At 69.3% G+C, this 14,017-nt stretch carries 15 protein-coding genes and 1 pseudogene; 6 read left to right on the top strand and 10 right to left on the bottom strand.

The window, feature by feature from the left end:
• The first annotated feature begins 295 nt into the window (after nucleotides 1-295).
• Nucleotides 296-1,081, top strand: coding sequence for a VOC family protein (locus FGD71_RS46020; protein WP_119106586.1), 786 nt, complete (start codon nucleotides 296-298; stop codon nucleotides 1,079-1,081).
• A gap of 9 nt (nucleotides 1,082-1,090) precedes the next feature.
• On the opposite strand, the gene FGD71_RS46015 is transcribed toward FGD71_RS46020, so the two are convergent.
• Both FGD71_RS46015 and FGD71_RS46010 read right to left on the bottom strand, forming a co-directional pair.
• Complete coding sequence (locus FGD71_RS46015; RefSeq protein ID WP_119106585.1) at nucleotides 1,091-1,288, bottom strand: DUF397 domain-containing protein; 198 nt, start codon at nucleotides 1,286-1,288, stop codon at nucleotides 1,091-1,093.
• A complete protein-coding gene (locus FGD71_RS46010; protein ID WP_119106584.1) occupies nucleotides 1,285-2,136 on the bottom strand; it encodes a helix-turn-helix domain-containing protein in 852 nt (283 codons plus the stop codon). Before FGD71_RS46010 ends, FGD71_RS46015 begins: the two co-directional genes overlap by 4 nt.
• A gap of 123 nt (nucleotides 2,137-2,259) precedes the next feature.
• On the opposite strand from FGD71_RS46010, the gene FGD71_RS46005 reads away from it, so the two are divergent.
• Both FGD71_RS46005 and FGD71_RS49840 read left to right on the top strand, forming a co-directional pair.
• Entirely contained in the window at nucleotides 2,260-2,688 is a 429-nt protein-coding gene (locus FGD71_RS46005) for an ATP-binding protein (protein WP_119106583.1), read from the top strand.
• A gap of 208 nt (nucleotides 2,689-2,896) precedes the next feature.
• Nucleotides 2,897-3,025: a hypothetical protein gene (locus FGD71_RS49840; RefSeq protein WP_276147196.1), complete on the top strand. Its 129-nt coding sequence runs from the start codon at nucleotides 2,897-2,899 to the stop codon at nucleotides 3,023-3,025.
• An 87-nt stretch (nucleotides 3,026-3,112) separates the two neighbouring features.
• Here the strand turns inward: FGD71_RS49840 and FGD71_RS46000 are convergent, their stop codons facing one another.
• The 4 genes from FGD71_RS46000 to FGD71_RS45985 all read right to left on the bottom strand — a co-directional run bounded on the left by FGD71_RS46000 (nucleotide 3,113) and on the right by FGD71_RS45985 (nucleotide 7,159).
• The gene (locus FGD71_RS46000; protein WP_119106582.1) at nucleotides 3,113-3,583 is read right to left on the bottom strand and encodes a hypothetical protein; all 471 of its coding nucleotides are present in this window, start codon (nucleotides 3,581-3,583) and stop codon (nucleotides 3,113-3,115) included.
• 188 nt (nucleotides 3,584-3,771) lie between these two features.
• Nucleotides 3,772-5,112: a hypothetical protein gene (locus tag FGD71_RS45995; protein ID WP_119106581.1), complete on the bottom strand. Its 1,341-nt coding sequence runs from the start codon at nucleotides 5,110-5,112 to the stop codon at nucleotides 3,772-3,774.
• Between the two features lie 105 nt (nucleotides 5,113-5,217).
• Nucleotides 5,218-6,492 (bottom strand): sensor histidine kinase, encoded by a 1,275-nt coding sequence (locus FGD71_RS45990; protein ID WP_205571203.1) that lies wholly within the window; start codon nucleotides 6,490-6,492, stop codon nucleotides 5,218-5,220.
• Nucleotides 6,482-7,159, bottom strand: a complete 678-nt coding sequence (locus FGD71_RS45985) for a response regulator transcription factor (protein WP_119106579.1) — start codon at nucleotides 7,157-7,159, stop codon at nucleotides 6,482-6,484. The genes FGD71_RS45990 and FGD71_RS45985 overlap by 11 nt, the downstream gene beginning before the upstream one ends.
• A gap of 210 nt (nucleotides 7,160-7,369) precedes the next feature.
• On the opposite strand from FGD71_RS45985, the gene kstD reads away from it, so the two are divergent.
• Nucleotides 7,370-9,196: a 3-oxosteroid 1-dehydrogenase gene (gene kstD, locus FGD71_RS45980; RefSeq protein ID WP_119106578.1), complete on the top strand. Its 1,827-nt coding sequence runs from the start codon at nucleotides 7,370-7,372 to the stop codon at nucleotides 9,194-9,196.
• Between the two features lie 69 nt (nucleotides 9,197-9,265).
• Here kstD and FGD71_RS45975 read toward each other — a convergent pair whose 3' ends face one another.
• From FGD71_RS45975 to FGD71_RS45960, 3 genes are all read right to left on the bottom strand, one after another.
• Nucleotides 9,266-9,715, bottom strand: coding sequence for a GNAT family N-acetyltransferase (locus FGD71_RS45975; RefSeq protein ID WP_240437091.1), 450 nt, complete (start codon nucleotides 9,713-9,715; stop codon nucleotides 9,266-9,268).
• 58 nt (nucleotides 9,716-9,773) lie between these two features.
• Nucleotides 9,774-10,481 (bottom strand): DUF4234 domain-containing protein, encoded by a 708-nt coding sequence (locus FGD71_RS45970; protein ID WP_205571202.1) that lies wholly within the window; start codon nucleotides 10,479-10,481, stop codon nucleotides 9,774-9,776.
• 85 nt (nucleotides 10,482-10,566) lie between these two features.
• Nucleotides 10,567-11,715: an LLM class flavin-dependent oxidoreductase gene (locus FGD71_RS45960; RefSeq protein ID WP_119106577.1), complete on the bottom strand. Its 1,149-nt coding sequence runs from the start codon at nucleotides 11,713-11,715 to the stop codon at nucleotides 10,567-10,569.
• A gap of 847 nt (nucleotides 11,716-12,562) precedes the next feature.
• Here FGD71_RS45960 and FGD71_RS45955 point away from each other — a divergent pair.
• Together FGD71_RS45955 and FGD71_RS45950 are read left to right on the top strand one after the other, a co-directional pair.
• Nucleotides 12,563-12,757, top strand: coding sequence for a hypothetical protein (locus tag FGD71_RS45955; RefSeq protein ID WP_119106576.1), 195 nt, complete (start codon nucleotides 12,563-12,565; stop codon nucleotides 12,755-12,757).
• Nucleotides 12,758-13,140: 383 nt separating this feature from the next.
• A complete protein-coding gene (locus tag FGD71_RS45950; protein ID WP_420878412.1) occupies nucleotides 13,141-13,479 on the top strand; it encodes a hypothetical protein in 339 nt (112 codons plus the stop codon).
• Between the two features lie 295 nt (nucleotides 13,480-13,774).
• On the opposite strand, the pseudogene FGD71_RS45945 reads toward FGD71_RS45950, so the two are convergent.
• Nucleotides 13,775-13,954, bottom strand: a pseudogene (locus FGD71_RS45945) (TetR/AcrR family transcriptional regulator); the annotation flags it as partial.
• Nucleotides 13,955-14,017: the final 63 nt, after the last annotated feature.

The following is a 14,017-nucleotide window of genomic DNA, read 5'->3' as shown; positions in this document are numbered from 1 at the left end:
AAGGCCGCGAATGGCGGCCAAGAAAGTCACCTGAGACACACCCGTCACAGGTGGTCCGAGATGTGCAGCGCACCCCGGCCGACGAACATCACGGGGAGACAGGCTACGGTGACACAGGTCACTTCGTTATGTCCGACATGAGCAAGTCGTGCGGATCCTGGCGCGTCACCCAAGCGTGTGATTCCGGCGGCCCGCCGCGCCGGGCGCCGCAGGAGGACGGGCGGACGTGGGCATCGTTGCGGGGTTCGTACGGGGCTGCGGAGCGGTGGTCCCGCAGAGCCGTTGGAGGGCGCGCATGCTCGGCACAGACTTCACCCATGGATCACCCTGCTGGATCGACCTCGGCAGTCCTGACACCGACGCGGCGACCGCCTTCTACGGCGGCGTCTTCGGCTGGCAGTACGTCTCTGCCGGGCCCGAGGCCGGCGGGTACGGGTTCTTCCAGAAGGACGGCAGCACCGTCGCCGCCATGGGCCGGCTCACCGAGGAGGGCGCGAGCAGCGCCTGGACGGTGTACTTCCGGACCGATGACATCCAGGCCACCGTCGACACCGTCGAGCGGGGCGGCGGCACGGTGCGGGTGGCGCCCATGGAGGTCATGGGCGAGGGACGGATGGCCCAGCTCACCGACCAGCAGGGGGCCCAGTTCGCCGTGCTGCAGCCGGGCGAGACGCCGGGCGGGCTGGAGAAGACGTCCGAGGACAACACCCTGCTGTGGGTGGAGCTGCACGTACCCGACCCCGTCGCCGGGATCCGCTTCTACCGCGACCTCTTCGGCTGGCGTTCAGCGGAGATGCAGGCGCCCGGGATGACGTACCGCGTGCTCAGCCTCAAGTCCGGGGACCAGCAGGCCACGTCCTTCGGCGGAGTGGCTCCGCTCCAGGAGGGCAGCCGGCGGGCGAACTGGGTGCCGTACTTCGCGGTCGCGGACGCCGACGACATCGTGCGGAACACGCAGGAGAACGGCGGCTCGGTACTGATGCCGGCGGCGGACGTTCCGGACGTCGGCAGGATCGCGTGGCTGACGGACACCACGGGTGCGGTCTTCGCGGTACTCAAGCCGAACCCGCGACAGGGGTGAGCGGCAGGTTCAGCGCCCGGAGGCATGCCTGACGAAGGCAGCCCACTCCGAGGGACGGAAGGTGAGTTGGGCGCGGGTGGGTGCCTTGGAGTCGCGGATGAGGACGGTACCGGGGGCGGCGGCGACCTCCAGGCACTCGCCGCCTTCGCCGCCGCTGTAGCTGCTCTTGAACCAGGTGAGTTCGGGTGAGGTTACGTCAGCACTCATCGGTCTCCCAACAGTTCATCCATCAGGCCGAGGGACTCACGTGGCGTAAGGGCCTGCCCACGAATGGCTCCATAGCGTGCAGCCAGGATACGCACTTCCTCCGGATCCGTGATCAAGTGGCTGGTTCCCTGTACCTCCAGGTAGGCAACCTGCGGCTTCCCCTTGGGTGTCAGCAAAACGAACGGTCCGTCCACGGCAGGGTTCTCGTCACACCGCAGAGGGAGTACCTGCAGGGTGGTGCTGCGCAGTCGACCGACCTTCAACAAGTGCCGCAACTGATCCTGTTGGACCTTCCGACCGCCGATCTCGCGTCGCAGCACGGCTTCGTCGATGACGGCCGTGACAATCGGGGGTGGCCATCCGGTCAGGATCTCCTGACGGGCCATCCTGGCAGACACTCGCTGCTCGATGGTCTCCTCCGCCCACAATGGCTGACGCACCGTGAACGTAACCCGTGCATAGTTTTCCGTCTGCAAGAGCCCCGGCACTGTGACCATGCTGAAGAAGTTGATCTCAACCGCACTCGCCTCCAGCCGCGCATAATCCCTGAACCAAGCCGGGTGCCGAACCCTGCCCCTCGCCTTGGCCTTCTCCACGTCCTCGACCGTGGCCGTCAACAACCCACCCGCACCGAGCAGTTCATCCGCCGCCTCCAGGAACTCCCGCTGCGGCGTCCGTCTCCCCCGTTCCAGCGACGAGATCAGATCCTCGCTGTATCCGAGTTGGTCGCCCAACTCCTTCTGGGTGAGCCCGGCCCGCTCCCGAAGTACCTTGACCTGCTTGCCGATCGCCCGGTTCAGGTCGCCGGCCTGCTCGCCCTCGTCGTACGTCTCCTGCGGCTCCGTCACCGTCTCCCTCTCACCACGTCACGGCCGACGCCCCGTACAGGACACCGTCCGTACCGGTACACACACCCTGAGTACCGAGAGATTTCCTGGTCAGGGTAGAGCCGGGCGGCCACGCTCAGTGACATGAAGTCAGAAATCTCCACCCGGCAGTTCACCCAACTCCTCAGCGCCACGCCTCGTGGGGCCCGCCTCGCCCGGCTGCTGGCCGCGCGGCAGCTCGACGAGTGGGGCTGGCCGCACGGCTGTGCGGTGAGTGAGTCCACGGCGCTGGTCGTCGCCGAGTTGGCGGCGAACGCCGTCACGCACGGGCACGTGCAGGGACGCGGGTTCCGGCTCACGCTCACTGCCGAGGCCTCGGACACGCTCCGTATCGAAGTGGCCGACCCAAGAGGTGACCGCCGGCCCCTGGTCCGTCGTACGGGGAGCCCCACCGACGAGGCGGGCCGCGGGCTGCTCCTCGTCGACGCGCTGACGGCCCGGTGGGGCAGCGAGCCATGGCCGCCGTCCGGCAAGGTCGTGTGGGCGGAGATCCCTACAGGGCAAGCACACTGACGGTGGACGGGCGGGTGAGACAAGCATGCGGTTGAAACGTACGGTGCGGGCGTGGATCCAGCGCTCAGGATTCAAGAGCCTTGCCGCAGCTGCCGGCCTGACCGCCGTTTCGGTCCCGGACACGCCGGACTCCACCCTCCTGCGGTTCCGACTGCACGTCACTGGTCAGTGACGGTCCTACGGCGTCTACTTCCGCACCTATCGGTCCATGGACCAGATCACCGTTGCCAGAGCAGCCACCGTGGCGGCCATCACGCTGATGACAGCGGTGAAGACCGCCATCCGGGCATCAGCAGAACGTGACTCCCGCTCTCTGCGCTCGGGATCCAGCGACTGATGCGACCGCCCATACCTGGCTTTGCTGCGATGCGACGTCACAAACGCCACCACTCCCGGGACGACCGCAAGGGCAGCGAAAAGCAGCCTACTCAACAACATCACCGCCCTTCCCTTTGGCACGCCAGGCAATTGATACGACTACCGTCAAGATCCCGGATGCATAGAGAAACAGAGATACGCCCATGATGGCACCGGAATCGAACCATGGGAACGGGGGGCTGGGCGCTGAAACGGTTACGGTCCCCTGCTGATGCCCCACGGCAAAATTGGCCGATGTTGCCACGAAGGACAAAATGCTGGTCAGGGTAAGAATGAATGCCCATGCGAACAGGAGATCACCGAGCAAGCCATCCCTGGTTTTGTTCACCTTGGAGATCAACGGCAACTCGCCCGCGAGCAGCGCTGCGGTGATGATGAAGAAGTCGCCACGCTCGCCGATCGACTCGATACTCCCGCCCTGCGACAATGTGACATAAGCCAACGGTATCGGGAGAGAGGAGATGAGCAGGTTGTAGCAGATCCATGAGACGAACGAAGAGCCAAACTCCTTATTCACTCCGCATCTTGCCAGAAACCCAGAAAATCTCCCCCAGGCTTTCATTCCACCTCGCGCAGCACACAGAGATCACAAAGAGGTTGTCCCACCACGAAAGCGCAGCCTCCAGCACGGCGTGATGCGTTCTCGCATTTGCATCCCGTGCCCCTTCGGATCGTGGTAGGTGCTGTCAGGCCACGCGCAATGAATCAGCCGAACGCGGCGCTGATGTGGTCCATCAGTTGAGGTGCGAGTCGCGCCACCTCGGCCATGTCCTTCCGGTCCGCCGCGGTCCGGAGCTCCGTGAGGTCCGTGCCCACTGGCGCATCCGCCTCCTGCTGACGCACCCGCTCCCACACCAACTCCAGCCCGGTCACGTCGCCGGCCACCGCCCCCGCGTCCCCGGCCTTCACGTCGATGCCCAACTGCCGTGCCCACAGGGCGAGTCGGTCGTTGTCGACCGTCGGCACGGACTCGTACCGCAGCCGCAGATCCGTCACGTTCTGCGCGACGCGGAGAGCGGGCCCCACCGCTTCAGCACTGGTCCCGGCCTTCTCCAGCGCCACGACATCACGCTCCATCTGCCGCTGCAGCAACTCCGGTACGGCATCCGAGGCACGGTAGGCGTCCCATGTGTCGCGGACCTCGCGGACGGTGGCGGTCCCCGGCGACTCCTGCGCGGCGACGGCCGCGCGGTTCAGGGCGACGAGCCGGTCGGGCAGCGCCCCGGGCTTCGCGTCGGTGGGCGCCGCGAGCGACACGGCCTCCTGGTCGCCGCCCTCGGTGCCGGTCGAGAACTCCCCGTACCCCGGCGCGAACACCTTCTCCTCGGTCGAGCCGTCCATGTGCAGCTCGCGGACCGTGATCGCGCCGTCGATCCTGCCGTAGGGTCCCTCGACGGTCTGGTCCACGGACTGGACGGTGACCTCCTCGAAGACGATCTCCGGAAGGTTCTCGGGCCGGTAGACGTCGCCCTTCTGCGGAGCCGCGGGCATGATCATCGCGGGCGGCGCCTTGTCGCGGCCCGCCTGCCAGGTGCCCTCGGTGTCGGCGACGACCCCGTCCTCGTAGTTGAAGACGTCCTCGCCGAGGTACCAGACGGAACCGTCGTCGGCCTGCGCGTACCAGTCGAGGGCGACCTCCTGGATCCGGCCGTCGGAGAATGCGACGTACTGGCTGATGCGGGCCTCGACCGACCTGCCGTCCCACTCGATGGTCTTCGTGCCGGGCAGCAGGCTGACCTCGGTGCGGAACGGTTTGCCGTCCACTTGTCCGCCCAGGATGGTCTGCGTGACCTCGCTGGTGGGGTGGAGCGGGTTGGTGATCCGGGTCGGGTGGGTGAAGCGCGGCTCGGTGAGGTCGACCCGGTCCTTCGCGGATGCCGTGGGCAGGCACTCGGCGCCCGTCTGGCCCGTGCCCTCGTCGACGACATGGATGCACTCGCTCTGCTTCGCCCCGTCGCCCATGGCCTCCGCTGAACACGCCCCGGCCAGTAGCACGGCGGCGGTCACGGGAGCTCCGGTCAGCAGGACGCGGCGGTGGGTGTTCATGGCGGCCTCCTTCGACCGTGTGGCCTGCCATGAGCGTCCCGCACGCCCGCTGAACGGACGCTGAACGCACCTGAACGCGCTGTCAGTCCGGGGCCCTGGGGAGGGTCACTCCCCAGCAGCCGGCAACGTCACGGTGAACCGCGCCCCGCCCAGCTCCGGCGCCGTTCCCACCGTCACCGTCCCCCCGTGCGCCGCCACCAGCTCGGCGACGATCGGCAGCCCCAGCCCGGCCCCGCCCTCTCCCCGCGCACGGGCCTCGTCCAGCCGTACGAAGCGCTCGAAGATCCGCCCGCGCTCCCCCTCCGGCACCCCGGGCCCGTCGTCGTCCACGTCCAGGCGTACGGCCCCGCCGGCGCTCACGAGCGTCAGGGCGACCCGGGAGCGGGCGTGCCGGGCCGCGTTCTCGGCGAGGTTGCGGACCACGCGGCGCAGCGTGTCCTCGTCGCCCAGCACCCGCCCCGCCGACACCCCCGCGCTGTCGATCCGCGGGCCGTCACCCCGTTCCCGCAGCCGCCGGGCCTCCTCGAAGACCAGGTCGTCCAGGTCGAGGGGGCGCCGTCGCAGCCGGATCGCGTCCTCGTCGGCCCGGGCGAGGAGAAGGAGATCGTCGACGAGGCGCTGCATCCGCATGGCCTCGTCGAGCACCGTCCCGGCCAGCGCCCCGGTGTCCGCGCGCCCGGGGTGTGCGAGGGCCACCTCGGCGTGCTGCCGGACCGTGGCGACGGGCGAACGCAGTTCGTGGGAGGCGTCCGACACGAAGCGCCGCTGCGCGGCCTCGGCCCGTGCCACCCTCCGCAGCGCCCTCCCCACGGCCGCCCAGGTCGCGGCGGCCGCCAGGACCAGCAGCACCGGCAGGCCGATGAGCAGCAGCCGGGTGACCGTCGACGTGGCCTCGGCGACCCCGGCGGGCGTACGGCCGTCCAGGACCGTCAGCCGCCGGTCGCCGTCCCGCGCCCCGACCGCCACCACCAGGAACGGGTCCTCGTCGAGCGGGGTGTCGACCTCGGTGCTGCCGCCGGGCCGCAGCCGGGCCAGCGCCGGGAGGCCCTCGGCGTTCGAGCTCGCCGCGACGACCCTTCCCTCCTCGTCGACGACCTGCAGGAACTCCTCGTCCGGATCGGTCACGGACACCTCGGGCACCCCTCGGCCCGCCTCGATCACCCGGGCCACCTCCCGGGCGCGGATCCGCGCGGCGTCCCGTACGTCGTTGCTCAGTTCGGCCCGCAGCGCCAGCACCAGTGCCACGCCCCCGACGACCAGGGCGAGGGCGACGGCCAGTACGGCGATGAGGGTGGCCCGCACGCGCACGGCCCGCAACCGCGCCCCGGCCCCACGGCCGGCCCGCTCGCCCGCCACCTCACCCGCCATCTCACTCGCCATCCGGCACCAGCCGATACCCGTGCCCCCGCACGGTCAGCAGCGACTCCCTCCCGAACGGCCGGTCCACCTTGTTCCGCAGACGCCGCACATACACCTCGACGATGTTCGGATCGCCCTCGAAGTCGTCGCCCCACACATGGTCGAGGATCGTCCGCTTGGTCAGGGCTTCGCCCGTCCGCCGCATCAGAAACTCCAGCACGGCCAACTCCCTTGCGGTGAGCTCGACTTGGCGTCCGCCTCGGGTGACCGTGCGTGCGGCCGGGTCCAGCCGCAGGTCGCCCACCGTGAGCACGGCGGGCCGCTCGCGCGCGTCACGGCGCAGCAGTGCCCGCAGCCGGGCGAGCAGCACGGCGTACGAGACGGGCTTGGTGAGGTAGTCGTCGGCGCCGGTGTCGAGGCCCTCCACCTCGTCCCACTCGCCCTCCTTGGCGGTGAGCATCAGGATCGGCGTCCAGTCGCCCTCGCCGCGCAGCGCCCGGCAGACCCGGTAGCCGTTGAGGCGCGGCAGCATGATGTCGAGGACGATCGCGTCGTACGCGTTCTCGCGGGCCATCCACAGTCCGTCGACCCCGTCGAGCGCGATGTCCACGGCGAAGCCCTCGGCCTCCAGCCCGTCCCTGAGCCCGGCCGCGAACCGTTCCTCGTCCTCGACGACCAGCACGCGCATACGGCTCACGCTACGGGAGCGCCCGGCGGTGACATGCCGAAGCGGTCGTACGGGAGGAGCGCAGGGCTCCGGATGGCGTACCCCTTGACTTCACCCCGGTCCCCGCGTCACATTCCTGACTCTGTATCAGAAACGGGGCGCCCGGGCCCGTCGTGTCCCGGGCGGCACAGCACGGCCTCCCTTTCCCTGACCAGACTGGAGAGACCTGCCATGTCCACCCACGCGGATCCCGTCAGACGTACGTCGCTGTCCGCCCCCTCGCGCCGCCGGGTACTCGGCGCCGCGGGAGCCGGGCTCGCCCTCACCACCGGGCTGCCTCAGTTCGCCGACGCCGCTGAAGCCGCCGACGCCGCGCCCGCCGCGGACGCCGCCGCCGACCTGCCCCTCCTCGGCACGTACGACGTCGTGGTCATCGGCTCCGGAGCCGCCGGGATGACCGCCGCGCTCACCGCCGCCAAGCGGGGCCTGAGCTGCGTCGTCGTGGAGAAGGCCGCCACCTTCGGCGGCTCGGCGGCCCGGTCCGGCGCGGGCATCTGGATCCCGAACAACTCCGTCATCCTGGGCGCGGGAGTGCCCGACACCCCGGCGAAGGCCGCCGCCTACCTCGCGGCCGTGGTCGGCGACGACGTTCCCGCCGACCGGCAGAAGGCCTTCCTCGACCACGGGCCCGCCATGCTCTCCTTCGTCATGGCCCACAGCCCGCTGCGCTTCCGCTGGATGGAGGGGTACAGCGACTACTACCCGGAGCTGCCCGGCGGTCTGCCGAACGGCCGCTCCATCGAGCCCGACCAGCTCGACGGGAACATCCTGGGCGCGGAGCTGGCCCGCCTGAACCCGTCGTACATGACGGTCCCGGCCGGCATGGTCGTCTTCAGCGCCGACTACAAGTGGCTGGTCCTGTCCGCGGTCAGCGTGAAGGGCCTCGCGGTGGCCACCGAGTGCCTCGCTCGGGGGACGAGGGCGGCGCTGCTGGGCCAGAAGCCGCTCACCATGGGGCAGTCGCTGGCGGCGGGGTTGCGGGCAGGGCTGCTCGCGGCCGACGTGCCGGTGTGGCTGAACACTCCGCTGACCGACCTGCACAGGGAGAACGGCGCCGTCACCGGCGCGGTCGTCACCAAGGACGGCGCCCCCGGACTGCTCCGCGCCCGCCGCGGCGTCATCGTCGGTTCCGGCGGCTTCGAGCACAACGCGGCGATGCGCGAGCGGTACCAGCAGCAGCCCATCGGCACCGCGTGGACGGTCGGCGCCAAGGAGAACACCGGCGACGGCATCCGGGCGGGCGAACGGGCGGGCGCCGCATTGGGGTTGATGGACGACGCCTGGTGGGGCCCGGCGATCCCGCTGCCCGGCCAGCCGTACTTCTGCCTCGCCGAACGCACCCTGCCCGGCGGACTCGTCGTCAACGCGGCCGGGGCGCGCTTCGTCAACGAGGCGGCGCCGTACAGCGATGTCGTCCACACCATGTACGACCGTGACACGCCGACCGCGCCGCACATCCCGGCCTGGCTGATCGTCGACCAGAACTACCGCAACCGCTACCTGTTCAAGGACGTCGCTCCGACCTTCGTGTTCCCCGACTCCTGGTACGACTCCGGCGCCGTCCACAAGGCGTGGACACTGGACGGGCTGGCCGCCTCGATCGGGGTGCCCTCCGCCGCCCTCCGCACGACCGTCGACCGCTTCAACTCCCTTGCCAGGAAGGGCGAGGACACCGACTTCGGGCGCGGCGACAGCGCGTACGACCACTACTACACGGACCCGTCGGTCCGCCCCAACTCGTGCCTGGCGCCCCTGTGGGCGGCGCCCTACTACGCCTTCCGGCTCGTGCCGGGCGACCTCGGCACCAAGGGCGGCCTGCTCACCGACGCCCGGGCCCGGGTACTCCGCCCGGACGGCTCGGTGATCCCCGGGCTGTACGCGGCGGGCAACGCCAGCGCCGCCGTCATGGGGCGCAGTTACGCGGGGGCGGGCTCGACGATCGGGCCCGCGATGACGTTCGGGTACATAGCGGCGCGGGACATCGCGGCGCGGACGTGAACCGAACCGTGACGTGAGCCGTGACGAGAGCCGTGGCGAGAGCTGTGACATGAGCCGTGACGTTCGCGGTCAGGACAGCCGCAGCGCGATCTCCGGGATCGTCAGCCCTGGCAGGACGTAGCGCTCGACCTCGGCGAACCCGTGCTTCAGCGCGAACCGCAGCCCGTCCTGGTTGGACTCCAGGACGAGCGTCTCGATCACTCCGGCGCCCGACTCCCGCGCCCGCTCCAGCCCGCGCGCGTACAACTGCTCGCCGAACCCCTGCCGTCGGTGCTCGGCGAGCACTCGCGCGATCACCGTGACCACGGCCTCGTCGCCCTCCGGCGGGCGGACCGTCGAGCACCCCACGAGGACGTCGCCGACGTACGCGACGTCCATGTGATTGCGCCCAGCACGCTCCCGGACGGCGTCGAGGGGCAGGTGGAACGGAGGGACGACCACGTTGTGGACGTGCTGCCAGTCCTTGAGGTCCTGGAGAGCGGCGTCGCCGTCCACGCGTTTGATGAGGAGATCCGTCACGACGGCAGCAAACCCAAGTGCCTGACGAGCCGTCAACCGGGATGCTGCACAGGCAAGATCACACCGCGAGGGGGACCGGCTCGCCCTCGACCGGGTTCTGGTAATGACTCCAGATCTGATTCAGCTCGTGCTGGTAGTACAGCGGATACAGGCCGGCGACAATCAGGAGGATGACCCCGATCCAGGGATTGCAGGTGGGCTGCATCCCGGCCGACTGCTGCATTCTCGCAATGCGCTGGCCCGTGTTGTAGACCGAGACGAACGGGGGAACGATCAGCACCCAGCCGAGAGTGATGGCCAGGAGGGACAGCACAGGGTTGACCTCGATGCGCGGGTCCAAGTCGCGGGCCTCGCGATTCACCTTGTAGTACCAGACGAGGTGGTAGATACCCAGCGTGATCAGGGGCCAGACCAACCACACGAGAAAGATGTTTCGAGCCTTGCCGGCGTGACCAGACATAAGCACCTCCCGTATCCGGTGAATGCTGGTGCTGTCACTCGCATGGAAACGCCGATTCCCACCCATCCAGTCCAGCACGACCAGCAGAAATACGCACGCCAGCGCATTTCCGCGCCCAAGGACCGGCCCAAGGCAGCCCCAGCTGTGGACGCTGATCGAGCGGGAGACCGACGGCGACGACATCGCCGGGGTCGCGGACGCGTTCGCCGAGGCGTGGAACCGGAGAACGGCTGGTACGCCGACTTCACCGCCGGTGACGAGCGCGTGGTCGTCTTCGCCCGGAAGGCCACGCGGCGCCAGCCGCATATCGGATCAGCCGCTATCGACGCGGCGACGATGCGGGGCGCGCCGAAGCGATCGCCCACGGCCGGTCGGTGGGCACTCCCGAGCATCAGCTCGACTGGGAGGAGTGACCCCGGCGGCGCCATTCCTCCGCGAGCAGTTCGTACGAGCGGACCCGGTCCGCGTGGTCGTGGGTGATCGTCGTGATGAGCAACTCGTCGGCGCCCGTGGCCTCCTGGAGCTGTTCCAGCCGGCCCGCCACGCGGGCCGGGGAGCCGACGAACTGGGTGTCGAGGCGGTCCTGGACCAGGGCCCGGTCCCCGTCCGTCCACGGGTGGGCGCGTGCCTCCTCCGGTGTCGGGAACTCGATGGCGCCCTCGGCGGTGCGGATGCTGCGGACCCACGGGCCGTAGCCGGTGGCGAGTTCGCGAGCGGTCGCGTCGTTCTCGGCGACGACGACGTCCGCCGACACACTGACGTACGGCTTGTCGAGGAACTCGGAGGGCTGGAAGAAGGCCCGGTAGCCCTCCACCGCTTCCAGGACCGTGGCCGGGCTGACGTGGTAGTTCGCGGTGAAGCGCAGGCCCCGGGCGCCCGCGACCTCGGCGCTCAGGCCGCCGCTGCTGCCCAGGATCCACACCTCCACGTCGGCGCCCTCGCCCGGGACGACGTGCGCCTCGACGCCCTCCGGTGAGCGGTAGGTGCCCTCCAGAAGGGCGAGGATGTCGTCGATCTGCTCGCCGTAGTCCTGCGACTCGGCGCCCGGCTGCTGGAGCAGCTTGCGCTGCAGGGCGACCCGTGGCGAGCCGAGCAGGTGCTCGGAGGAGAAGCGGGGCGGGATGAGCAGGCCGTTCGGGCTGCGGCCGTCGACGACCGGGGTCGCGGTCGGCGGCGGGGCCGCCGGTTGTCCCGGCGGGCGGCCGCCCGAGCGGCCCAGGCCCAGATCGAGGCGGCCCGGGTGCAGTGCGTCCAGCAGGCCGAACTCCTCCACGGTGGACAGCGCCGTGCGGTGTCCTAGCTGTACGGCCCCGGAGCCGAGCCGGATCGTGGAGGTGGCGGAGGCGGTCAGGGCCAGGACGACGGCAGGGGACGTACCGACCACGCCTGGGTTGAGGTGGTGCTCGGCGAACCAGTAGCGGGCGTATCCGAGGCGTTCGGCCCGCTGTGCGAGGTCGGCGGAGTTGCGCAGGGCATCGGCCGCCGTCGAGCCGGACGGGACCGGGATCAGGTCGAGGACGCCGAGGGGGATGTCGGACATGGGAGGGCTCCCGTGTGTCATGGCCGTGCGGGCAGCCGGGGGAAGGTGGGGCCGAGGGAGGCGAGGAAGAGTTCAGGAGGGATGCCAGGGATGCCAGGGATGCGAGGGAGGCGCGAAGGCGCGAAGGCGCGGAGAGCGCGCACAAGCGCGACGTTGACCGCGAACGGTGTGCGGGCAGCCGGAACCGTCAGGCGTGACAGAGAGCGCTGGAGACACGTCGCAGATCGACGTGGAGACGCACGGCCAAGCGCGAGGCGCGGAACGGAGCCAGGGCCGCGTCGTCCGCGGACACCGGCCGACGGCGCTGCATCGCGACTCCCCTCAGTTCTCCACGGATGACTCTGCCGACTGGTTGAGCGTTTCTTCCGAGACCGATGTTCGGTGTATGGGACACCTGCGTCAACAGCGTTGTGTTGCCGTCCCGTTGCAATCTTGTGCACGCGATGCGCCGCGGGGATGAGGGGTTCCAGCTTCCCGAAAATTCGATAAACCTGCACACCGTTCACCGCGAGGTCGTGCGGAACCTGAATAGTCGTCACTTCCGTGCTCACGGTTCACGGTTTTGGCGTGGAAGTGTCCGTATTGGGATCCGATACCTTCAGCCGTGAGTGCAGCAGGTCGGCAGGCAATGTGAAGGAGTCGGAGTGTTCGGTCATCACGCAGTCACACCGACGGGGTCGGCTTTCGCAGTGCGTCCCGTTTTGGACGTCGGATCGGCTGGCTGTCCCCTCGACGGCATGCTTTGATCCTGCGCATGGCGCAAGTCGCCGGGAATGGTTCCCAGTTCGGGAATCAGACGGGGACTCTGCCATTCAAAAGTGCTTCATTCGAAGGGAAACCGCACCTCATGAACCTCACCCCCCAGGTCGAAACGGCCGAGATGTCCGACGCCGAACTGGACAACATCTCCGGCGGCATCGGGGGCAGCGCCTCCGGCGGCCTCCTTGTCGACACGCCGCTCGGCGAGCTCACGGCCGGCCTCTTCTCCGCCGCTTCGGCCGAGGGCGTCACGGCGGGCGGGAACCTGACCGCCACTCGCTGAATTACCACGCGTGCCCGCCCACGGACCCCGGGTCACCTGATCCGCGGCCCGTGGGCGGTCACGGCACCCGTCACGACGGGAACATCTGGCCCCGGCTCGGAAACCAACCCCCCGCAGCAACAGCCCGACCACCAGGCCACATCCCTTCCCAGGAACCATCCTTCTCCTGGAGCAGTGGCCGGCCGTCGGTAAAGAAATCCCTGCTCGCGCCTTTCAAGCAACATGCAGAATACGTGCCCAAATTCTGGACATTCCGTGGGCGTGTAACGCGGCGGCGCAGTGTGGCGCAGACCTACACGGGTTCGCCCGACGGCCCATGTGCGTGATGCAGCGGATTGCACAGCGATGCGTCAGATTGGATTCCAGTGAGCAATATCGACCCGATGCCCGGCCCCCATTCCTACGACCAGCCCACGGGCGGCCCGCGCCGCCACGAGCGGAACCAGACCGCTGCCCGGCGGACAGCCCTGACTGTCCACACGATCGCTGACATCGCCGCCGGTTTCCTCGGGCTGTGGATCCTCCTCTACCTACTCGAAGCCAACTCAGCGAATGTCTTCGTCGAGTTCGTGCACGGGACGGCCGACTGGCTGGCCTGGTGGTCACAAGACATCTTCACCATGGACACGGAGGGCCTTCGTGTTCTCCTCAATTACGGTCTGCCGGCCGTGCTTTACCTGCTGATCGGTCATGGGATCGCCGCGCGGGTCAGCCGCGCCTGATCGCAATCCTTGAACGACACCCAGAAAGTCCAATGCCGTGACACCCAACTCACCCGCAACCGATCAACTGCCGATCTACGAGAGCCTCATACGCGAACGCGGTGACGTCGTGGCAGAAGCTCGCGTGGTGGCCGAAGAGACGCAGCACCAGGCAAAGGAAGCACTGGACCGGCCCATCGGCGCTCAGCGGGAGTCGCGTCCTCAGTGAGCCCGTGGACCAGCCGGGACAACCACGTCATCGTCGGCGTCGTCGGCCTGCCGCGGGTTGGACGAGTTCACGCCGGCCGCCATGGCGGTGCCAGCGGATCGAGCCGGCAGGCAGGCCGCACTCAGCGCTGACCGCCGCGATGGACGTGCCCTCGTACCCACGCTCGCCCGCGATCACGACGGTGGCGTCGAGGATGCGCCGCCGCGACTCGTCCGGCCGGCCGACCCGCCGAGCGCCACGCCGCCGCCCCCGCCCCCGTACGGACACGGCTCATCGGGCTGAACCCGTACGCAGCCGAAGTTCCCGGGTGACCGGGGTGTGCTGTCCCAT

The organism is Streptomyces sporangiiformans (genome assembly GCF_005768555.2).
Lineage (GTDB): Bacteria > Actinomycetota > Actinomycetes > Streptomycetales > Streptomycetaceae > Streptomyces > Streptomyces sporangiiformans.
Note: the sequence above shows the minus strand (reverse complement) of the source record. Positions and strands in the feature narration are given on the sequence as shown.